The organism is Rhodococcus sp. H29-C3, assembly GCF_030063405.1.
Taxonomy (GTDB): domain Bacteria; phylum Actinomycetota; class Actinomycetes; order Mycobacteriales; family Mycobacteriaceae; genus Rhodococcoides.
Map to the genome: position 1 here is coordinate 46,243 of NZ_JASITC010000009.1, position 21,052 is coordinate 67,294.

The 21,052-nt window shown below is 61.7% G+C and carries 20 protein-coding genes and 2 pseudogenes; 13 read left to right on the plus strand and 9 right to left on the minus strand.

Annotated features, from left to right (window positions below):
* Positions 1-146: 146 nt before the first annotated feature.
* The 5 genes from QMK32_RS18575 (at position 147) to QMK32_RS18595 (ending at position 5,694) form a co-directional block, all read left to right on the plus strand.
* Entirely contained in the window at positions 147-2,114 is a 1,968-nt protein-coding gene (locus QMK32_RS18575; protein WP_283476653.1) for an Hsp70 family protein, read from the plus strand.
* 225 nt (positions 2,115-2,339) lie between these two features.
* A complete protein-coding gene (locus QMK32_RS18580) occupies positions 2,340-3,440 on the plus strand; it encodes a hypothetical protein (RefSeq protein ID WP_283476654.1) in 1,101 nt (366 codons plus the stop codon).
* Positions 3,441-3,498: 58 nt separating this feature from the next.
* Positions 3,499-4,503 (plus strand): C39 family peptidase, encoded by a 1,005-nt coding sequence (locus QMK32_RS18585; RefSeq protein ID WP_283476655.1) that lies wholly within the window; start codon positions 3,499-3,501, stop codon positions 4,501-4,503.
* A gap of 73 nt (positions 4,504-4,576) precedes the next feature.
* The gene (locus QMK32_RS18590; RefSeq protein WP_283476656.1) at positions 4,577-4,993 is read left to right on the plus strand and encodes a hypothetical protein; all 417 of its coding nucleotides are present in this window, start codon (positions 4,577-4,579) and stop codon (positions 4,991-4,993) included.
* 155 nt (positions 4,994-5,148) lie between these two features.
* Positions 5,149-5,694, plus strand: coding sequence for an RNA polymerase sigma factor (locus QMK32_RS18595; protein WP_283476657.1), 546 nt, complete (start codon positions 5,149-5,151; stop codon positions 5,692-5,694).
* A 190-nt stretch (positions 5,695-5,884) separates the two neighbouring features.
* On the opposite strand, the gene QMK32_RS18600 is transcribed toward QMK32_RS18595, so the two are convergent.
* A complete protein-coding gene (locus tag QMK32_RS18600) occupies positions 5,885-6,877 on the minus strand; it encodes a hypothetical protein (RefSeq protein ID WP_283476658.1) in 993 nt (330 codons plus the stop codon).
* A 623-nt stretch (positions 6,878-7,500) separates the two neighbouring features.
* On the opposite strand from QMK32_RS18600, the gene QMK32_RS18605 reads away from it, so the two are divergent.
* The 3 genes from QMK32_RS18605 to QMK32_RS18610 all read left to right on the plus strand — a co-directional run bounded on the left by QMK32_RS18605 (position 7,501) and on the right by QMK32_RS18610 (position 10,815).
* Positions 7,501-9,072: an MFS transporter gene (locus QMK32_RS18605; RefSeq protein ID WP_283476659.1), complete on the plus strand. Its 1,572-nt coding sequence runs from the start codon at positions 7,501-7,503 to the stop codon at positions 9,070-9,072.
* Between the two features lie 253 nt (positions 9,073-9,325).
* Entirely contained in the window at positions 9,326-9,649 is a 324-nt protein-coding gene (locus tag QMK32_RS25405; RefSeq protein ID WP_502943691.1) for a dienelactone hydrolase family protein, read from the plus strand.
* Positions 9,650-9,744: 95 nt separating this feature from the next.
* Positions 9,745-10,815 carry a ketoacyl-synthetase C-terminal extension domain-containing protein gene (locus QMK32_RS18610; protein ID WP_349307576.1) on the plus strand — a complete coding sequence of 357 codons (1,071 nt, stop codon included), beginning with the start codon at positions 9,745-9,747 and terminating at the stop codon, positions 10,813-10,815.
* Positions 10,816-10,839: 24 nt separating this feature from the next.
* On the opposite strand, the gene QMK32_RS18615 is transcribed toward QMK32_RS18610, so the two are convergent.
* Entirely contained in the window at positions 10,840-11,781 is a 942-nt protein-coding gene (locus tag QMK32_RS18615) for an EamA family transporter (protein WP_283476662.1), read from the minus strand.
* Positions 11,782-11,966: 185 nt separating this feature from the next.
* Between QMK32_RS18615 and QMK32_RS18620 the strand changes: the two genes are divergently transcribed.
* The gene (locus QMK32_RS18620; protein ID WP_283476663.1) at positions 11,967-12,902 is read left to right on the plus strand and encodes a LysR family transcriptional regulator; all 936 of its coding nucleotides are present in this window, start codon (positions 11,967-11,969) and stop codon (positions 12,900-12,902) included.
* A 91-nt stretch (positions 12,903-12,993) separates the two neighbouring features.
* Positions 12,994-13,941, plus strand: a complete 948-nt coding sequence (locus QMK32_RS18625) for an arginase family protein (protein ID WP_283476664.1) — start codon at positions 12,994-12,996, stop codon at positions 13,939-13,941.
* Between the two features lie 564 nt (positions 13,942-14,505).
* Here the strand turns inward: QMK32_RS18625 and QMK32_RS18630 are convergent.
* From QMK32_RS18630 to QMK32_RS18650, 5 genes and pseudogenes are all read right to left on the minus strand, one after another.
* A pseudogene (locus QMK32_RS18630) lies at positions 14,506-14,853 on the minus strand (integrase core domain-containing protein); the annotation flags it as partial.
* A gap of 122 nt (positions 14,854-14,975) precedes the next feature.
* Positions 14,976-15,608 (minus strand): tyrosine-type recombinase/integrase, encoded by a 633-nt coding sequence (locus tag QMK32_RS18635; RefSeq protein ID WP_283476753.1) that lies wholly within the window; start codon positions 15,606-15,608, stop codon positions 14,976-14,978.
* Positions 15,566-15,964: a site-specific integrase gene (locus QMK32_RS18640; protein WP_283476665.1), complete on the minus strand. Its 399-nt coding sequence runs from the start codon at positions 15,962-15,964 to the stop codon at positions 15,566-15,568. The genes QMK32_RS18635 and QMK32_RS18640 overlap by 43 nt, the downstream gene beginning before the upstream one ends.
* A complete protein-coding gene (locus QMK32_RS18645; protein WP_283476666.1) occupies positions 15,961-16,884 on the minus strand; it encodes a tyrosine-type recombinase/integrase in 924 nt (307 codons plus the stop codon). The genes QMK32_RS18640 and QMK32_RS18645 overlap by 4 nt, the downstream gene beginning before the upstream one ends.
* Positions 16,881-18,074 carry a tyrosine-type recombinase/integrase gene (locus QMK32_RS18650; protein WP_283476667.1) on the minus strand — a complete coding sequence of 398 codons (1,194 nt, stop codon included), beginning with the start codon at positions 18,072-18,074 and terminating at the stop codon, positions 16,881-16,883. The genes QMK32_RS18645 and QMK32_RS18650 overlap by 4 nt, the downstream gene beginning before the upstream one ends.
* 165 nt (positions 18,075-18,239) lie before the next feature.
* On the opposite strand from QMK32_RS18650, the gene QMK32_RS25410 reads away from it, so the two are divergent.
* The gene (locus QMK32_RS25410; RefSeq protein ID WP_502943700.1) at positions 18,240-18,566 is read left to right on the plus strand and encodes an integrase core domain-containing protein; all 327 of its coding nucleotides are present in this window, start codon (positions 18,240-18,242) and stop codon (positions 18,564-18,566) included.
* Between the two features lie 221 nt (positions 18,567-18,787).
* On the opposite strand, the gene QMK32_RS18660 is transcribed toward QMK32_RS25410, so the two are convergent.
* Together QMK32_RS18660 and QMK32_RS18665 are read right to left on the minus strand one after the other, a co-directional pair.
* Positions 18,788-19,333: a transposase gene (locus tag QMK32_RS18660; RefSeq protein WP_349307579.1), complete on the minus strand. Its 546-nt coding sequence runs from the start codon at positions 19,331-19,333 to the stop codon at positions 18,788-18,790.
* Positions 19,293-20,183: pseudogene (locus QMK32_RS18665) on the minus strand (IS1380 family transposase); the annotation flags it as partial. The pseudogene QMK32_RS18665 and the gene QMK32_RS18660, both read right to left, overlap by 41 nt.
* 153 nt (positions 20,184-20,336) lie before the next feature.
* Here QMK32_RS18665 and QMK32_RS18670 point away from each other — a divergent pair.
* On the plus strand, positions 20,337-20,747 hold the full coding sequence (locus QMK32_RS18670; protein WP_283476670.1) for a hypothetical protein: 411 nt from the start codon (positions 20,337-20,339) through the stop codon (positions 20,745-20,747).
* Entirely contained in the window at positions 20,744-21,037 is a 294-nt protein-coding gene (locus tag QMK32_RS18675) for a hypothetical protein (protein ID WP_283476671.1), read from the plus strand. The genes QMK32_RS18670 and QMK32_RS18675 overlap by 4 nt, the downstream gene beginning before the upstream one ends.
* Positions 21,038-21,052: the final 15 nt, after the last annotated feature.

The window sequence follows — 21,052 nt, forward strand, 5'->3', positions numbered from 1 at the left end:
CGAGAACAAAAATATCTCCCGCGCGTGGGCCCCATGCGCGCCGAGAGACGTGTGGAAGGACGATCGACGATGTACTCGAGCTTGATGTCGCCCCGCCAGCCCGACTCTTCACCCGGACGTAGCACCCTCGCTGCGGGCAGGCAGTGATGCGCGCACGAGAGTGGATCCTGGGTATCGACTTCGGTACATCCAATACCGCTGCCGCCCACACCAGCCCGATCAGCGGCGCAGTGGAAGCACTCACCCTCAGTCATAACCGCACCACCATGTCCTCTGCCGTCTTCGTCGAGTCCCCTGACCACATCTCGGTCGGCGACGTGGCCACCGACCGCGCCGAATCCAACCCCGCCGCCTACATGCCGTCGCCGAAACGCGCCATCGGGCAGGGCGTCGTCACTGTCAACGGCTACACCATCTCCTCCTCTGTTCCCGTTGCTGCTGTTCTCGAATCGGTCATCGCGCGCGCCACCAGCACCCACGACGGCGCCGCACCCTCGGAGCTGGTCCTCACCCACCCCGAAGCATGGTCGCCGCGCGAAATTCAGGTACTGCTCGATGCCGCGGCGCAACTGGGTCTGAACTCTTCGACCGTCACCACGGTCTCCGAACCCCGGGCGGCCGCCCACTACTATTCCCGCGCCCACAGCCTCACTCCCGGAACGAAAATCGCTGTGTTCGACTTCGGCGGCGGCACCCTCGACATCGCCGTCCTCGAAGCCAACGAACACGACACTTTCGACATCATCGCCGCCCGCGGCGATAACGGTTTGGGCGGAAAGAACCTCGACGCGCACATCAGGCGTTGGGTCGATCGCCAGCTCGACGACCGCGACCCAGACCTGCTGAACTTCCTGCGCACCCGGGCACCACTGGATGTGCGTTACGCACTCGACGACTCGATTCGCCGTGCCAAAGAACTACTCTCCGAGGCTCCCTCGGCCACCATCAGTGTCACCGGTGACGGGCGTACCGAGAAATTTCAGATCACTCGCGACGAGTTCGAAGAACTCATCGCACCGGTCCTCGACAAAGCTGTCACCCTGGCGCGCCTGACTCTCACCGACGCCAACATCACCGATCCCAGCCAACTCGAGGCGCTGTATCTGACCGGCGGCTCCTCTCGGATACCGCTCGTGCACGACAGGCTCGCTGGCCTGGGCCCGATCGCGACCCTCGACGACCCGAAAACCGTGGTCGCGCAGGGTGCACTCGCGGCTGCGGCACCTATTGTCCGGGGCCTGGGTAGATCGCCCGCCCCCACCGGATCGCCGCATCCCTCGACACGGACATTCCCTCCTGCGAATCCCGCACAATCGGCCCCGAGACCGGGCGGGGAGGGGTACCCCAATCCGGCTCCACCGCAACAACAAGCTCCCCCCTCCTACGCACACCCGGCACATCAGAACAACACTTCGCCCACCGGCGCGCCGACGCAGCAGTGGCAGCAGCCAGCGGGTTACGCCGCCACCGCGAACGCACCGCAGCCTGGTGACCGGCAGCCTGGTTCCAGGCGAAAGCTCCTGCTCGCGGGCGCGGCAGCGGCAGTGCTCGTCATCGTTGTCGCCGGCGGAACTCTCGCGTGGAACCAGGGAAATGGCGGCAGCACCGTCACTGCGGCCGCCACTGGCGCCGAGCCTGCTGCAGCATCGGGCGGCGACGGGTCCACCGCGCCGCCGGCAACGAAGGAAGCTGTCTTGGCAGCGCTTCCGCCTGCGCTCAAAAGTGAGCTGGACGTCGAAAAGTGCACCGCCAGCGGGGAAACCGATAACGGCGGCTTGCAGATTCAGTGCATCATCCGCGAGGGCAGCCCTCTGACCGCCGGTATTGTCACCGACGCTCGATCGGGGGTCATCGTGTCGGTCGATGTGCGCGATGCGAAGAAGGAGGTGCTGGCGCTGCGGCAGGGGTATCAGAACAACACTGCCGTCGACGAGAACGTGGTGGTCGAAAATGTTGCTCGAACCGCGGCCGCGCACCTGTCCGGCCCGAAGTACGCCAACCAGTACGACATCAATTACGCCAACGGTTCGACTGGGGTAATGGTGTTCTACACCGGCGCAGTCGGACTCGACGGTGCGAAAACCTTTCTGAACAGAGCTGGTCTCATCAACTGATCGACGACGAGCTCCGGCCGGAACTCAGGGCAACACGTGAGGTTATCGACTGCAGGGACCACCGAATCGAGTTCGGTGGTCCCTGCAGTTGGTTGCGGCATTCGACATCGTCTGTGCCGCAGCTCGGGGACCAATTTCGAGGATGCGGGAACCTTTGGCCCCTCTCATTGCATCTAACTACCAACACCACGCGCCAACCTGAACCGATGACAGCGAGGACACACCATGAACAGCAACGACACCACCACTCCCGAGACGACATCCACTTCTGCCGTGTACGACGATCCGACCGTGTACGACTCCTCCGATACCGCCGAGTTCCGAGCCAAGCTGCAGGAAGTCTCCGACGACGACTCGCTGAGCATGAGTGAGAAGGAAGAGAAAATGGACGAGCTCGTCGCCGACGAGCTCGAGGAAGTCGACGCAGCGTTCGGACCACAGACTGGTGTCACGTCGGCCCCGGACGCGGTCCCCGGCGATGTCACCGGTGACCCGCTCAGCGCCAGCTACGGAACTGCGACCGCACCGGCAGAAGAGCCAGTCACGTTGAACTCGGGCGATACCACCGGCGATGCCACCGGCGACGTGACCGGTGACCCGCTCAGCGCCAGCTACGGAACCTCGTCCGCGCCCGTCGAGGAGCCGGTCACCGCAACCGACTCGTACAGCGCGCAAGCGCCCATCGTCGATTTGAACGACACAGTCGGTGTCGCCGGGGAGGTCGAGCTCGAGGCCGTGTACTCGAAGGTGGACGGCATCAGCACCATCACCCAATACGACGACGACGGCAACATCGTCCTGGTCCAGCAGGACACGGACGACAACTACAGCTACGAGAGCACTGCCGAACAGGCCAACGGCATGACCAAGGTCTCAGTGGACCTCGACGGCGACTACCACGATGACCAGGTCACCTACTTGGACAACGCGACTGGTCAGATCCTTCAGCAGGACATTCTCGTGGACGGGCACGTCACCCAGACGATGGTCGACACCAATAGCGACGGTCATCCTGACGTGGCTCTCATCGACACCACCGGTGATGGGTACCTCGACACCGTGGAAGCCGACACCGACGGTGACCAGATCACCAACACCGTAATGGTGGACGTCGACGGCGATGGCATGTTCGACGAGGGCGCAGCCGACCTCGACAACAACATTTCACTGGAAACTACCGTCACCAGCGCCGACGTAGAACTGGGCAGCATGGCGGACCTGCAAGCCCTCCTGCCCAGCACCCAATACGATGCGCCGACCGAACCGGAGCCTGCATACGAACCAGAGGCATCCATCGCCAGTTGTGACAGCTACGACCAGGTCTGACTCGCCTTCTCCACCGCCAGGCGTCAGACGAGATCGAGTGGGGCAGAAAGGATCGAAAATGATGAACGACTTCGGCGACTACACGTGGTCGGCGGCAGCCCCAGATCTCTCCGCCGCCGACGACGGCGTCCAGGGCGGCCCCGACCTTTTCGTTGACACCTGCACTGCGTGGGGCGGTGACGATGCAGGAGAACTCTTCGCCGGCGACGTCGCCGATTCACCTCTACCGTTGCCGGCCCCAGCGTTCTTTCCGTCTGCCGGCGCCGCCGAGGCAACAAAGGGCGATGTGAGCGTCCCAGATCTCACTGGAGACGGCCTCGACGGCCCGGCCCAAAGTTCCGCTGTCGACACAGCACGATCACATCAAGCCAGCACGCCGAGCGAGAACTTGCCGGAGGCTGACACCGCGGCAACGGCCAGCGCCGAGACGAACGAGAGTTCTGTGCACGGTAATCCGAGCGCCTGGACGATCAACTGGTTCTATCAACAGATCGACGGATACTGCGGGCCTGCGGTTGTCGGCCAGATCGTCGCCGAGTACACCGGTGCGAACATCACTGATCCCCAGTACCTGATGGACCGGGCCGTCGAACTCGGACTGGTGGTCGACGGCGACCCTTCGCAGGGAATGACGTTGTCCAACATCGAAATTCTCCTCGAAGACCAAGGGGTACCCGCGACGATCAGCACAGGTTCGTTGGACGATGTACGCACCTCACTCGACGACGGCCACGCCGTTGTCGCGATGGTCGATTCCGGCGAAATCTGGCGACCAGAAGGCGAGGACGGAGAAGACAACACTGCCGATCATGTTCTCGTCGTCGCCGGCATCGACGACGACCGCGGAGTCGTCATCCTCTCCGACCCCGGTGTGCCCTCGGGCAGTCAGCTTGAAATCTCGATCGAACAGTTCGAAGACGCCTGGTCCGATTCCGGGCGCCAGCTTCTCCTGACCGACGAACCCGACTCTGACCTGCTCGACACCGCCGGCCACGCCTCTGCAGCATCGCATCCGATCCGCACCGTCGTAATCGACCTCTCCGGACGAGACAGGGCACAATGAACACATCACCACGCCGCACTATCTCCGGTGCAGAAACCTGCATGGAATACGACGCCACGACAGGAGATGACCGATGACCGACGACGAGTCTTTGCTGGCATCCCTGGGAGTGACCAGCGCGTTGCCGCCGCTCCCCGACGCCGTGTGGGACCGCATCCTCGAGGTGGCACTCGATCCCACCAGCGACATCATCGATGCTGACCTCGTACCGGAGCAGGATGATCTACCTGCAATGCCCGTAGACGAGGACATCGTGTTGATCGACGACGACGATCACGAGGAAGGTACGGAGGGTGATGTCGTCCTCATCGGCGCCATCCCTACCCACATCGACACCTCGGACGGTGGGCACCGCCAGTTCACCGACGACGACAATCCCGTCGATGACCTTGTGGACCTCTCCCCCTACGAACCCGATATCAACCCCGCCATCGAAGACCACGGACCTGAGATCCATCACGATCAAGGCCATTCGGACACTGACCTGTAGATCACCGACGGGCCCTCTCGTATCGGTCGACAGACTTTCCCAACCGGTTCGGCGGTGAGACGAAAACTCTGCCTCCGCAGCTTCGCATACCGACAGGTAGCATCTAGGCCGCGCAGCAGTTCGGGTGGGCAGTCTGCAAGAGAACCGGGGGCGGTATGAACGATGCGGAACTATTGGCCGCTTGCCGGGCTGGAGATCACCGAGCCTTCGCCGAACTCGCCGGAAAGTACCGTCTCAACGCCTGGCACGTATGTCTACAGATCACCGGCAACACTCACGACGCCGAAGACGCCTTGCAGGACGCCATCACCGCAGCCTGGCAGAATCTGCACAAGTTCCGCGGCGACGCCCGGTTCAATACCTGGCTCCATCGCATCGCAGCCAACGCTGCACTCGCGATCGTCAGGCGACGCAAACCCACCGCCAGCCTCGACATCGACGGCTCCGAGGACGGATCGGGAATCGACCTGACCGAGCATGCGACCGGATTCGATGACCGAATCAGCACAGCCGATGCAATCCACTGGGCACTGATGCAGCTCCCCGAAGACTTTCGAACCGCCATCGTTCTTGCCGAATTCGGTGACCTGCCCTATGCCGATATCGCCGAACACCAACAGATCTCTGTCGCGACAGTGAAGACCCGAATCCACCGCGGACGAAAACAACTCAGAGAGTTGCTCACACCCGCCCTGCAGTGACTGGCAGTCCGTATCTCCGCGATCGGCACGGCCGCGGATGTTTTGACGCCGAGCCCGACACCCTCACTCCCCGACCTGCCTAGATCAACCGTGAATGATCGTGGTCTCAACAGGTCAACGCATCATCGACCGGCGAGACATTTTGACTCTCTGGACATGCCGTCTCCATGCATGCACCGAAGCCCGACGGTCATTGTTCGGTGATGGACGCGCCGTCCAGCAAATCGAGGGTGCGTTGCAGGAGTTGCTCGATGCGGTCTTCGACGTCGTCGACGAGCGAGGGAAGCTCGGATAACTTCTCGTGCGCGCGTCGGCGGGCAGCGACACCGGCGGTGTAGTAGCCGGGATCGAGATCGGCTGAAACACACTCTGCTGCAATCGAAGTCGGGTGGTGGTCGCTGCCAGGTTGATCGTTGTACCGAAGGGGACGGCCGATAATGCGGCGGGGCGGTTGACCGGTCGCATGCGCGCGCACTATGTCGGCTATCGCGGCCGGCGACATCGCAACCGGTGGCAGCGGCATGTGTCCCCACCGATCGATCGAGACAGCAACCGGACCTGCACGATTCGGGACTGCGGTCATGTCCGGAAACGTATCTCCCAGCAGGTGCTGGAAGAGCAGCGTGGTCGAGGGATAGCGGTCGGAGAACGCCAGCACCGTGCGCCAGCGTCTCCACAGCTCGCCGGGATCCAGCTCAGGGGTTGATGGGATCAGAAGTTGATGGCGCCCGCCGATCCACAGGCTCGCGTCCCGAACTGCGATATCGGCCCGGTCGAGGCCGGCGATCGCGGTGTACAACATACCTGCGCCCGCTAACAGCAACAGGACCGCGTCGCGGCGCCCGAACAATGCCTCCGTCGACCCAGTCACGGGTAGCGCTGTAGCCAGCGCCCCGAGCTGGGTAGCGCGGTGCCGAATTCGGGTGCTGCGGGCGGAGTCGAGTGCGAGCCTGATCGCGGTGACGCGCCCGGGCTCAGGAAGGCAGGCACCCCTATGTCGACTGTTGATCGCCGAGACTCGCCGCAACTGAACGGAATCGCCGGCGGGATTGTCGCCCAGAAACTCCACCAGAGTGAGCGCCGATGTCGGTAGTGGGTTCACATCGCTCGCGGTGCACCAATCGACGAACAGCTGCCATTCGTAGCGGTAGCCGTGGAGTACGGTAGGTGGTCTCGCAGACACGAAAGTGACGCTACCCGCAGACACCGACAACGCCGACGGAGTTCCACAGACACCGCACACTCAGGTATGCGACTCCCCCGGCCCCGATTATCTCCGAAGCCGGCCCCGACATCGGGGCCGTGTGCTGCGTCGTCACCGTGACACGTGGGGCGGGAGTTCAGGACTGGATGTAGAAAATCTCCCTTACCGTCAAGACAGCTTGACGTATGGGCATCTGAGGACGCACTCGCGCGACACCTCGGACCGCGGAACCGAGCGCCCGCCGAACGACATCGGCCAGAGTCACCGTGCGCGCACGAGACAGCCGGGTCCGAAAACCAAATCTAGAACCGCTCACGCGTGCCCGTCCGCCCTACGAAAGATCGTGGTTAGGGACATATATTGTCGAATTCGGCAAGAGAATTTTTAAACATTTTTCAGAATGTGCCCATCTTGCTCCTGAGGCACAAAAGTAACCTGATTTGCAACAGTTGAAACCGGATATTGAGCAAAACATCTAGTTTGACAAAGTCCCTGTCCGCTCCTACTTTAGGGATCGCATTTACCCAACGGTGTAGGGAGTATTCGTGACAAGCATTTCCGGCACCTTTAAGACTCGACCTTATTTAATCTTGGCGGTTCTTATGATCTCATCGGTACTTATTTGGCTGGATAATACTGTTCTCAGCATTGCCTTGGAGACTCTCGCCGACCCAGTAAAAGGATTGAATGCCAGCCCTGGAGAACTGCAATGGGCAACGGGCGCTTACACGCTGGTATTTGCAACCCTGATGTTTACTGCGGGGGCTCTCGGTGACAGGTTCGGTCATCGGCTGATGATCATGTTCGGCCTCGTCGCCTTCGCCTGCGCGTCAGTCTGGGCAGCATATGCCGGGACCGCCGGGCAGCTCATTGCCGCCCGAGCGTTGATGGGTCTCGGTGCCGCATTCATCATGCCGGCCAATTTCGCCATCCTGTTGTGGACATTCACCGGACCCAAGCGGGCGACGGCGATCGCGATTTCGTCAACAAATGCCGGTATCGGAATGGCAGTGGGACCCGTAGTTGCAGGAGTCCTGATCAGCCACTTCTGGTGGGGATCGATCTTCATAATAAATATCCCGATCGTGGCGGTGGCGCTGCTGGGAACAGCCTTCCTGGTTCCAAACTTTCGGAGTCCCATCAAACGGTCTCTTGATCCGGCAGGCATGCTACTTTCGGTCAGTGGGCTCGCGACACTCTCGTATGGGCTGATACGGGCAGGCCAAGTCACAAGTTGGGGTGCCATCGATGTGTGGCTACCAATCCTGATCGGGGTGACCTTGTTGGGCGTGTTCATACTTACCGAGCTGAATATCGAGACACCGAGCTTCGACCCGCGTCTGCTGGCGCAGCGGACTTTCGGTGGGGCAAACGCCGCGATGGCACTGCTGTTCTTCTCGGTCGCCGCAATCACGTTCTACAACGCCTTCTACATGCAGGGCGTGCTTTACTTTTCGCCATTGAAAGCTGGCCTGGCCAATCTCCCCACGGCGCTCGGCGCGATAATAGGTGCCCCACTCGGTGCGCGGTTGGTCAGTAAGTGGTCCCTGCGCCCGGTTGCGGTGCCCTCGCTTCTGGTGGCAGGACTGACGATGGCGGGTTACGGGTTCCTGAATCAGACCACGCCGCTCGTCTGGATCGAGGCGCTGCTTCTGGTGCAGGGCTTGACGGTCGGTATGGTCATGGGCCCCGTCACCGGCGCGTTGCTCAGCACTCTTCCGTTGGAGAAATCCGGTGCCGGATCGGCAATCACGAACACAGTGCGACAAGCCGGTAGCGTGATTGGCATCGCAGTGGGCGGCACGATCATGTCCATCGCTTATCGCTCGGAGATCAAGCCCTCGTTGGTCGGTGTGCCAAGAGATCTCGCTGACCGCGCCGAGATTTCCGCCGAACAGGCCCGGCATGTCGCCGGTATGTACGGGATCACCGGATTGCAGCGCGCCGCCGATGCCGCATTTGTGCACGCAATGCACTTCGGTGTTATCTGGATAGCTGCTGCCACATTCGTGGGTGCGATTCTCTTGGTGTTCGCGCTGCGCCCAGCCACGCAGACTCCGGCACCGACGGAGGCGTTCGACGACCCTGAGCCTGTCGACTTCGATGATCGAGCGGCACCGACCGTACAACATTCCCAGTCAGTGGATGTCAGCTTCCACTCGGATAGCGGTTAGCCGTCGCCGGCTGTGGGACTGGCCCCTCAGAGTCCGACCGTAGTCAAGCCATTTACCTGATCGACCGAGACATCTCTGCGTGCTGGACCTGGTCGGATGGTGCGATGGGCGAGCCCCCGCCGGTCGGTGACGTCCATTCCAAGCTCAATAGAGGTGGGTCGGGGCGCAACCCCGGTAGCGACGAAATCGTCGGTTCCCGCGGACTCACGAAACTGCCCCTTTTCCCGGCTTGGTCGCTCCGAGCGGTAGAGGCGTGAGGCGGTCGAGCACCCCGGATCGGGCTCCCTACCCATATTGGAGAAAGACGCCCGACCCTCAGCACACTGCGGAGCGCGTTGTGAGCGACGCGGAACTATACCGCCAATTCCTCGCTGAACAGCCTGAAGCAAGCGGCGGTCGAATCGGGGTAGTCGGTTACTGCATCGGCGGTTTGGTCGCCACGCGAACCGGCGGCCGCCTACCCCGACCGGGACAGTGGGCATTCCCCGCATTTCATGGCCCTGTGGGGGCGGACGAACCGAAGCACTCGCGAAAATCACCGCACAGGGTCATTTCGGCCATGCAGCAAGCGACCTGACTGCCGAGGCTCTGAACGAGCTGAACGGAGCACTGGATGCCGCGCAGTTTGTCTATTCCTCCGAGATTTACCCGGGCACCGTCCATAAGTTCACGATGTCCGATACTGACGCCTTCGACCCAGTCGGGCTGCAGCGGCATTGGGACCGCGTTTTCACCCTCGTGTTTGCACGCGCCGGCATGCTCTCACCCGACAACCGCTGCAAATTCGGCGACGCGTCCGCGGACGGATTTGTGCGCAGTGAAGGGGTGGGCGTTCTGCTGCTACGCCCCCTTGCGGATGCCGTCGCCGACGGTGACCCGATCCATGCGGTCATCGCCGGTGGCGGTAGCAGCAACGACGGGTCGGGCAGTGAGCTGTTCATGGCACCGGCACGATCGGGGCAGCGACTGATGCTTGAGCGTGCCTACGCTGACGCTGGGATCGACCCCCGCACCGTCTCCTACGTTGAGGCCCACGGAACCGGAACCCAAGCTGGTGACCCGGTCGAGATCGGCGCACTTCACGACGTACTCGGTCGTGACCGGGCGGCGACCAACCCACTGTTTGTCGGTTCGGTGAAAACCAACATCGGTCACGCCGAGGCCGCGGCCGGCATCCTGGGCATGATCAAAGCCGTCCTGATAAGCAAACACCGGCTCATCCCTGCCAACCTCAATCTGCACCGGCCGAATCCCGACATCGACTGGGACGCAATGGCGATCCGGATTCCCACCCACACCACTGAACTCCCCGACGACGCTGTGATCGGCGTCAACGCGTTCGGGGTGTCCGGCACCAATGTTCACATTGTTCTCACCGGCGCCCCACCGGCACCGCCTCATCCACAGCCTCACGTCGACGCCGCCCGCAGCGAAAGCGGACTCACCCACCTATTGACACTGTCAGCGCCGACCGAGGAGGCCCTGCGAGACACCATTCGCTTTCATCTTGCCTACTTCGGCACCGGCGGAACGGGCGCCGACCTACCGTTGGCCGACATCTGTTACACCGCCGCCGTCCGGCGCACCCACCACGCTCTGCGCACCGCTGTGGTAGGCAACTCCCACGACGAGATGGCCGATAGCCTGCGAGCGATACTTCACGATCCACCCCAGCGACCGGTACGAGCCCCGAGCCGAGTGGCGTTCGTCATGTCGTATCCACCTCGCGTAATACAGCGGTGAGCTGGGACCAAAATGCGCCGTCGATCATGCGCGATGCTGCCTTTCGTCGTAAAGAACGTGGGTTGAAGGATCGGACGCCGACGATGCAGCGGCCGTTGCGTTCGGCGCCCTAGGTCCCGAGGATCGCCGGAACAGCCGGATTCGGCGCCGCCTCGGCGCTTGTGGGGTCGATTCATCACGACGGCGCGAACAGGACACTGCAGCAACCGATGCCACAGAGACGCAGGTCACGGCCGCGATCTGCGACATGGTCAAAATTTCACCGAGTACGACCAGTCCCGCCACTGCTCCGACAGCAGGTTCGAGGCTCTGCAAGGTACCGACCACCCGCGGACTCAACTTGCGAAGCGCCACCAATTCGAGTGAGTACGGCACCGCTGCAGACAAGATTGCAACCAAAAAACCGATCGCGAGAATGCCGGGATCGAGCAGCTTTGATCCGTCAGTGGCGACACCGAACGGAGCCCACAGTATCGACGCCCAGACCAGAGCCCAGGATAGGTAACGGGCATCTGCGGCAGCTGCCCCGGCGCGTTTGCTCACCAGGACGTATGCGCCCATCGATACCGCCGAGAGACCGGCGAGCAGCATTCCCGGCACGGACAGCGAGTCCCCGCCGTGAGCGGTGGGGACCGCGAACAAGACCAACCCTACGAGCGCCAATGCAGACCAGACGATATCCAGTGGGTTGCGGGTCATCGCAATCGCGATGGTCAGAGGGCCGAGCAACTGAATGGTCGCAGCGACTCCCACCGGTAGGTGTTCGAGAGCCAGATAGACGATATTCATTCCGGCGATCACCGTTCCGAACGTGACCGTCAAACCTAATTCCCGACGCGTACGAGGCAACGCCGGTCTTACCACCACCCCGACCAGAAGGGCAGAGATGACGAGGCGAAGCGTGACGACCCCGGCGGGGCTCACGATGTCGAACAAACTCTTGCCCATCGCCTGACCGAATTGCACGCTCGATACGCTGCCCAGCACTAAAACCACCGCGGGAGTGCGTCGTAGTCTGTCCGCCACTGAGTGCACGCCGGACGGCCTCGAAGCGGTGGAGAAAGTCGGGGCGCGCATGCGCTCCAGTCCCTCACGGCGCCCGTTGCAGGTCAAGCGAGTCTTTTCTACGTCGACAGTGAAGAATGACCTACATGATCGATTTTGCCCGGTTGCAGGTGCTGCGTTCGATCCAGCACCACGGCTCGGTATCCGAGGCAGCCCGGGTGATGCATCTGACTCCGTCTGCGGTGTCACAGCAAGTCCGTCAGTTGGTAATCGATGTCGGTGTGGAACTACTCGAACGTGATGGTCGATCGACTCGTCTGACCTCCGCAGCGAACGTCCTGCTCGGTTACGCCCACCGAGCGGCACGCTCGTGGGAGGAGATGCTGGCAGAGCTGCACGCGGTCGACGGCGGCGAGCACCTCGCAGGCCGCCTGGCAGTCTGCAGCTTCGCTACCGCGATACCAGCGCTGGTGGCACCGGCAGCTACAGCGATGATCACGGCTGCTGCCGGTGCGGCAACGGTCGCCATACGCGAAGCCGGCACTGCTGACAGCCTGACACTGTTGCTTCAGCGCGCGGCCGACCTCGCTGTCATCGCGGCGCCGGCGAACCCGGAATTCGACGATCCTCGATTCGAACAACATCCACTCATCGACGATCCTCAGGATCTGGTGGTCGGTGCACAGACCGCGTTCGCCGAATTCGGTATGTGCAGGCTTGCAGACTTGGGACGTGAAGCCTGGATCGAACCGCATCGCGATCAGCGAGCACTCATAGAAGCCGCGTGCACCATGGATGGTTTCGTACCACGCTTCGAACATCAAGCCGACGACTGGAACTCCGTCCTCGCGCTCGTCCGCGCCGACATGGGCGTGTGCTTGTATCCCCGCATGGCCCCCATCGATATCCCTGGCGTGCGTCGAATTCCGCTCACTGGCACCAACGCCCCCGTCCGGCGCGTTTTCACGTGCGTTCGCGCCGGCAGCGCCGAACAGCCACTCATCACCGCCTACCGAGACCGGTTACGCGAACAAGCAGGGCGGACCCCACAGGGCGAGGCAACGCCACACGGCACGCACTAACCACAGTTAATCAATTGCGCGCGCTAAGGTTTCCCGCCACGGCCGGTGGCTCTGGTACACAAACCAGTGCACGATGTGGTCGACTGAGGCCATGACGACGACGAATTCGGGCCGTTCGCCACTTTCCCTGAGCCTGATCGGTGTTCCCAACAGCGCTGGTAGTTATGCTCCCGGCCAGGAACGAACTCCCCGGGTTCTCCGTGAGGCGGGGTTAATCGAAGCACTCATCGGCACCGGTGCGCAAGTGATCGACGCCGGGGACCTCCCCAAACATATCTGGGCGCCGGACAGGCAATCGCCTCGAGCACAGAACGCCGCGGCTGTCGTAGAGTCCCTGATAGAGCTGGCGGAGCGAGTACGGACCGAACTGGCGCACGGCCGCCGCGTCCTCGTCATCGGAGGAAATTGCACAATCGCCACCGGTGCCCTTGCAGGACTTCAACACCACGCCACCCAGCCATGCGGACTTCTCTACATCGACCGACATTTCGACATGAACACCCCGGACACCACGCGCGAGGGCGCGCTCGACTGGATGGGCCTCGGCCATGCCTTCGGCCTACCGGGATCTCTGCCGGAATGGACGTCTGCGTTCGGTGATGGTCCTCTGACCCGCGCCGGCCAGGTTGCCTTTCTCGGAGTTGACCCAAGCCAGGGCAACGACTTCGAACGTGAAAACGTCTTCCGACTCGCTCTCGATGTGACCACACAGCAAGAACTTATCGATGACCCTCGTCGAGCCGCGCAAGCAGCACTCGATGCGCTCCCAAAAGCACCCTTTGCGGTCCATATCGATGTCGATGTCCTCGACTTCACCGATGCCCCATTGGCGGAAAACACCAGCGGCCGCAACCGCGGACCCACCCTCTGCCAGCTCACCTCAGCGCTGGAGACCATTCTGGCGGACCAGCGGTGGCGGGTGCTGACAATCGGAGAGATCAATCCCACTCGCGCCGATGGCGCACCCGAGACACTTATCGCTTTCAACGAATCCCTGGCAACAGCTGTGCTAGCCGCCATCACCCCACCCGCGATATAGAGACATACAATTCGCAGCCCAAACTTTGAGTTCGATTGTCCACAAACCGATGTCGCGGCGCCGCAGCCGCCCTTCGGCAACGATGCCGTCGAAGACTTCCTGCGAGTCGATCACCGCCGCACGGGTGTTCTTACCGTCCCACACCGCTTGCAGATGCACCAGGATCAACAGAGTGTTGCGATAGATGAGCAGTCCGTGGTCGGGGCCCCAGCGGAGGTTGTTCTGCTTCTCGCTGTGGGCGTAGGCCTGAGTGGTGATCCCGCGGCCCGCCGGAGTCCGACATCAGATCCAGCTGGTGACAGCCGCCGAGGGGCGCGGAAGGATCCGAAAAAGACTGATCACCGTCTGTGACCTTTCGGAATCAGTAGGGACTCGAACCGGTAGCGTGGCAAGATTTCACGGCCCTGGGCACAGCAACACAACGCGCAGTGCACGTACGTGTTGAAACTTGCGCTACTAGCCGGTGAAATACCGAACAATCGGACAGGTTGAACGACCCTCATAAGACCTGCAAGAATCCCTTGCCGTTCCGGAATTTGTCAAGGCGGGTGAGTCCAGTGGGTGTTACGCCGCTACCGAATCGTGCTCTTGATCGGTGTCGGTTGTCTCGTTGGGTTTGTTGATCCAAGCGGTGTCCGGGAGGTCGAGGATTTTCGGTGTGTCAGTTGTGCTGCTGAAGCGATGCGGATGTGCAGCGCGGGCAGCATCGAGGACGACACGGCGTTCGGCTGCTTTGCGGGCAGCCAAGCCGTAGTGAACATCGGCGGGAGTGTGCAGTCCGATACCGGTGTGACGATGTTCGTGGTTGTACCACGCGCTGAAGGCATCCATGAATTCTCCTGCCTCATTGAGTGATCCGAACCTTTCGGGGAATCCGGGACCGTATTTGAGAGTTTTGAACAACGACTCCGAGTTATCCCGAATTCGGGATAATTCGGATTATGCCGGGTCTGTGATTATGCCGAACGCGGACCGTCGTCCGCAGGTTTGTGCTGGTCGCGGGGCTAGCTGCGGGTGAGAAGTTCGGCATAATTTCAGAGTGCATCGAGGTAGGCGAGCAGCGAGTCAGGCGGTCGGTAGCGGTTCGGGGTGGCTTCCGGTTGTGTGGTCCTGTCCAGTGCGCGTTGTTTGAGGGCGAGGTCGGCGTGCATATATATCTGCGTCGAGGCGATACTTTCATGGCCGAGCCACAGCGCGATCACCGAAATATCTACGCCTGCTTGACGTAAGAACATAGCTGCGCTGTGACGAAGAACGTGAGGGGTGATTCGTCTGGTCGCCAGCGATGGGCACCGAGACGCCGCGACGGTGGAGTATTTGCGCACCAACCATTCAACGGCGTCAGTACTCAGCGGTGTCCCATGTCGACTCGGAAAGAGTGGAGAGTTCGGTTGTCCATCATGGCTTTTCAACCACTCACGCAACGTAGTGACGGAGCCAGCGGTCAAGGGAGTGGACCGTTTTTTTCGACCTTTGCCACGACAACGAACGTGAGGTCCGGTGGTCAGTACTACATCCTCTCGGCGTAAACCGGTGAGCTCGGCGACACGTAAACCGGTTTGGACTGCGACGGTGAGTAGCGCGTGGTCGCGTCGACCGATCCAGGTTTCTCGATCTGGAACGCTCAGGATCGCCTCGACCTCTGTTTTGGTGAGGAATTCAACGATCGTGCGATCGAACCGTTTTGTGGGATCGAGAGGACACGCGAGATCAGATCGGCGTGTTCTGGGTGTTCGAGCGCGGCGAACCGGAACAGTGAATGGATCGCGGCGAGGCGAGCGTTTCGGGTTCGAACACTGTTTCCGCGCTCGTTTTCCAGGTGGGTGAGGAACGCGCCGATCGTCGGGGCGTCGAGGTTGGTGAAGTCGAACCTCGACGGAGCGAGAGCGCTTCTGTCTGCGATGAATCCGAGAAGCAACCGGAACGTGTCGCGGTAGGCAGCAATTGTGGCGGGGCTGACCTGCCGTTGGGTGAGGAGTCGGTCGGTAAAAAACCTTTGTAAAGTGGGCGCGAGGGGGCTCATGGCAGTTCTCCGAGGAACTCGTCGAGGCGCCTTCCGACGATTGCGAACAGTTCGGGTGCGGCTTGGAGATACCAGTATGTGGATACGGGATCACTGTGTCCGAGAACCGCGGACAGCAACGGTATCCGGGTATCGACATCGACACGTTGTTGATGCCAGTCGAGCAGTTGACGAACTGCAAAGGTGTGGCGAAGGTCGTGAACCCGGGGTCGGGGTCGTTGCCCCCGTCCGGTCAGTCCGGCTCTGTCAATCAGGGCAGGGAACGTCGCATGTACAGAGTTCTTGTTCAACCGGGTTCCCCGCATGGAGACGAACATCGACGGTGACACCGGTTCCGGGAAGAGAAGGTCGACGCACTCGAAGTAGTGCTCGAGCGCCTGGAAGGTGCTCTCGTGCAGGGGCACCTTCCGCCCTCCTCGCTTGCCGTGCCGGACAACAAGTAGTAGTCGCTTTCTGTCGAGGTCGTCGCGGTCGAGAGCGAGAGCTTCTCCGAGTCGTAACCCGGTGACCGACAGCAACCCGATAAACCTGTTGTAGGTGATCGCGCGCAGCGGCGGGTTCAGGGACCGGGCAGCGGCCATCAGCGCCGCGATGTCGGCGGCGGAGTACAAGTACGGTGCAACCCGCTGCTGGCGTGCCGGCAACAACCCACATGGCGGTACTTCGTTGCAGGGATCGAGGTTTCGCAGGTATACAGCGAATCCGCGCACAATCCCTAAACGTTGGCGCCACCAGATCGGCCCGACGTTCACGGGCTGGGTTGCCCATGCGACGGCGAGTTCAGTACTGATGTGTTCGGCGTCGTTGCGGCGGAGGTAGTCGACGAAGTCCGGCAACAACGATCCGGCGTCGACGAGTGCGAAGCCCAGGCCACGGCGCATGGCGAGATACGACTGGGCCGCGGCGTCAAGATCGGTCATAACGCACCTGGCCAGGGTCGCGCCAACTCGCTGGTGAGCGCAGGGGCGACGGTGGCATAGGACGCCGTGACCGCGATGGTGCGGTGCCGCATGAGCTGTGCGATCTCCGGCCACGACGCGCCGTTGAGTATCAACTGCGTCGCGGTTCCGTGCCGGAGTCGATGCGCACTTATCGCGGGTAGGCCCACGCGGACGGACACTTTGGTCACCACGTCACCGACTCCGCCGGGGGTCATCGCTCCTTCTGGGGCTCTGACCTGAACGAACAACGTACGGCAACCAGGCGGGACCCGGCGATGACCGTCCTGGAGGTATCGCACGATCGCGGCACCGACGTCGATGGGCATCGGGAGAAGTTCGTGACAGTTTCCCTTTCCTCGGATGGTGATTTCGCCACGCCGCCAGTCGATGTCATCGACCCTCAATCCGGCAACTTCAGCACGGCGCAGGCCCAGCCGCCATAGAACCGTCAAGATTGCACAGTCACGTATTCCGACGTCGCGGCTGCAATCGCAGCCCCCGAGTAGACGTTCAAAATCGGATTCGTCTAGTTCACAGGGCACGGTGCGACGGTGTCCGGCGACCTTCGGCAGCGCCGCGGCGAGCGGACGGTCGGTGACACCTACGATGTGGAGAAACCGAAGAAACGACGCCAACCCAGTAACCGTCTTCTTCGACCACCCGATGCTCGAGCGTGCCGAGATTTCCACAACATAGGCGGTAACCTCGGCTGCCGACAACTCCTCCAACCCGCGATCTCGGGTGCGGCAGAAGCTCTCGGCGACAAGAAGGTTGACCCGTATGGAACTCTCGACGAGACCACGTTCACTTACCAAATATCTGCGGTACTGCTCGAGTACCTGTGTGACCGGGTCCGGTTGCGATGCGGCCTGCGGCGGCACAACTGCGATCACACGCAAGTATGCAATCGGAACCGAAAAGTTTGCCACTGACACCAATGTTGCTCTCCCAGCAGCCCGTCGGGCGGTGACCAACCGATTCACGCACGCAGCATCGAGATCGCCGGCGGACAAGCGATGCTCGCGTAACCACCGATCCAGTGTTGCGAGCTGGCGTAGCCTCCAGCGAACCGAGTCCGGTGCGTAACCCCTACCTTCGAGATGCTGCCCAAAGTCCACTGCATACCGCGAAAGTGGACCAGTACCACTTGCCGTCCGTCGCTTCTTCATCTCTGCCTCCTCTGAACGAAAAAATCTGCACAGAGCAAGCATCAACCGACTACGTGATTATGCCGAACTTCTCACCCGCAGCTAGCCCCGCGACCAGCACAAAACTGCTGACGACGGCTCGTGTTCGGCATAATCACAGACCCGGCATAATCGGAGTTATCCCGAATTCGGGATAATTCGGAGGCGCAGTTCAAAACTCTGAAGTATCTTCACGATTTCCCGAAATCGTTTGCCAGCCTTGATGATGCCCGCACATTCCTGAAAGGGTTCTTCAACGAGTACAACCACATTCATCACCATTCCGGTATCGGATGGCATACGCCGGCATCGGTGCACTTCGGTACCGCCGACGCGATCGACGAAGCCCGCCAGATCACCCTGACCGCAGCATTTCACGCCAACCCTGCACGTTTTTCGGCTCGGCCCGCTCCACCGAAAATCCCGCACGTCGCTTACATCAACGAACCCGCATTCGAAAAACAGATCACCTGAACGCCCAGTGTCTCACTTGACTTGATTTATTCCGCGCCGGGGTGTCGTTGCAAGCGTTAACCTCGATCTTTCTCCCCGGTGATGTGCTGGCCTGAGCGGGTCGAGATTGTGTTTCGAGCCTGGTCGGCGCACGATGGCGCGGCCGATGTCGATCGGCGGCGCTCGGATCCACGGCCTGAGGTTGGGGTTCTTTCGGGGTTGTCGGGTCGGGTGGATTGCGGTCAGGTGGGCGCGGGTAGCGCCGCCAGCCGGGTCAGTGCGGTGACGATGAGGGTCGACCATGTCGCGTTCTTCGACAGTTTCAGGTGGATACGTCGCGCATGGCTCGAAATGCGTCCTGCGATCGAGAACACCCGCAGACGAACACGTTTCGGCTCCCACCTGCGCGCTTCGTGGTCGGTGAAGCCGAGCATCTGAGTCCACGCCATCAAGTCCAGGGCGAGCTCGACGATTGCCAACCAGATGCGGTTCTGGTCGAAGCCGTACAGCGGAAAGTTCCCGAGCCCAGTGTCTTTCGAGTTTCGGATCCGGTCTTCGCAGCGGGCGCGGCGGCGGTGCCGCAGTTCGAGATCCTGCACCTGACCGCTGACGGTATTGGTGGCGAACGCGGTCAATCGAAGACCGTCGGAATCGGTGAACCTCAGCTGTGCACCGGGGTGCGGGCGTTCCTTCCTGATGATCACACGCATCCCGGTCGGCCACGTAGTGAGGTCGAGAAGACCGGTGGCGTCGATGACCCAGGCGCCGCCGTCGAACCTGCTCCGCATGGTCGACGGCGACAGACCACGCGCTCTCGGGGGCGTCGGCGAGGGCGGTGACCATCGCGTCGGTGAGCCCGAACCCGATGGAATACGACACTCCTCTGTTGTGTAGCCAGGTGAGGTATTTGTGGCTGGCTCCGGCGCCGTCGGTGCGGACGAGGACCTTCTTACCGGGCCGGGCAGTGTGCACGTTCGGTAACTGTGCCAATGCTTTTCGTGTGACCGAGATGTGGTCGTCGGCAGTGTTGGATCCGGCGTTGCCCGGCCGTAACAGTGCTGCGACGGGTTCACCGGTGCCGCCGGTGCCGTGGTCGACGAACGCCAGCAGGGGGTGGAATCCGAAGCCGCGTTTGTAGGTCGGTGCCGCGTTCTCTTTCTCCGAATGGGCGGTAACGAGGGTGGCGTCGAGGTCGATCACGATCGGGTTCTGGGCGGTGATGTCGTGATCGGGCGCGTTCTTGCCGGCATGTCCCCACGCCGCAGCGCGGGCAGATACTCGCGCTGTGTCGATTGCGGTGAGCGCGGCGGGTGCATCGGCGGACAGTGCGGCGATCAGACGGGAAACGGTCGGATCGGAGGGCACTCTTCCGAACACGGTGGTGTGTTCGCGCAGGGTGGCGATGTCGGCGAGGCAGTCTCCGCCGAGCGTCAGCGACACGGCGAGGTCGGTGACGATCTTCCCTGGGTCGAAGTGCGCCAACGGTTTACGCCACGGCGAGAGGCTTTGTGAGAGGGCTGCGGTGAGTCCGGTGACCTCGGCGGTTCGGAGCAGCGTCACCGCTCCAGCGTGCGACACGACACCGGTTCCGGTGGCATCGACGGACAGGGTGGGGTACGGCGACGTAGACTTGCTCACCAGAATGGTGCTCCTCGAACTGGTCGGACTTCAACTGTGGTAAGTCGAATTCTCCCAGGTCAGAGCACCATTCTTCTGTTCTGACACGCCACGCCCACCTACCGGCGTGAAAGCCCGAGGTTAATGGCACTACTCGGTCACGTCTCCACGCAAATGAGCCTGCGATACGCCCATCTGTTCGACAGCACAGTACGCACCGAATACGAACGAGCCCTCAACCTCGCGAAAAGCCACATCGGACCCATGCCCACCAATAGACCACAATTGCCACTGACCGACGTCAGCGGCGGTTGGAAAGACACCCCCACGATCAAGTCGCGCCTCGCCGGCGGTTACTGCCTGCGCGCACCCGCCCAAGGCTCATGTCCATACGCCAACATCTGCGAGCATTGCCCCAGCTTTCACACCGACACAACACATCTCGGAGTACTGTCTGCTCAACGTGTCGATGCCGCCGACCTCGCAGCAGACGCCGAAAAGCGCGGATGGATTGCCGAAGCAACCAGACACCATGCACTCGTTACCCGGCTCGACACCCTCATCGCCCAATCGGACTCCGCATGATCGACAATCCACTCCTGCGGGTCGAACAAGTCTGCTTTGACCTCACCACCACGGGACATCGAGTCACTTTCACCGCCGTCGCGGAAGCGGCGCAAATCGCTCGAGGATCGCTCTACCGAAACAAGGACCTACGCGCCGTGATCGACGAACACCGCGCCAGACAAACCGACGCACGGACCCTCACCGGCTTGGCCACCGAAGTCGCACACCTGCGCAGCGTCGTCGAAACACTCGCCGCTACCGTCACCAAACACGAAGAACGACTCCGCCGCCTTGGCAACCTGACCTGATGAACCATTCAGCCA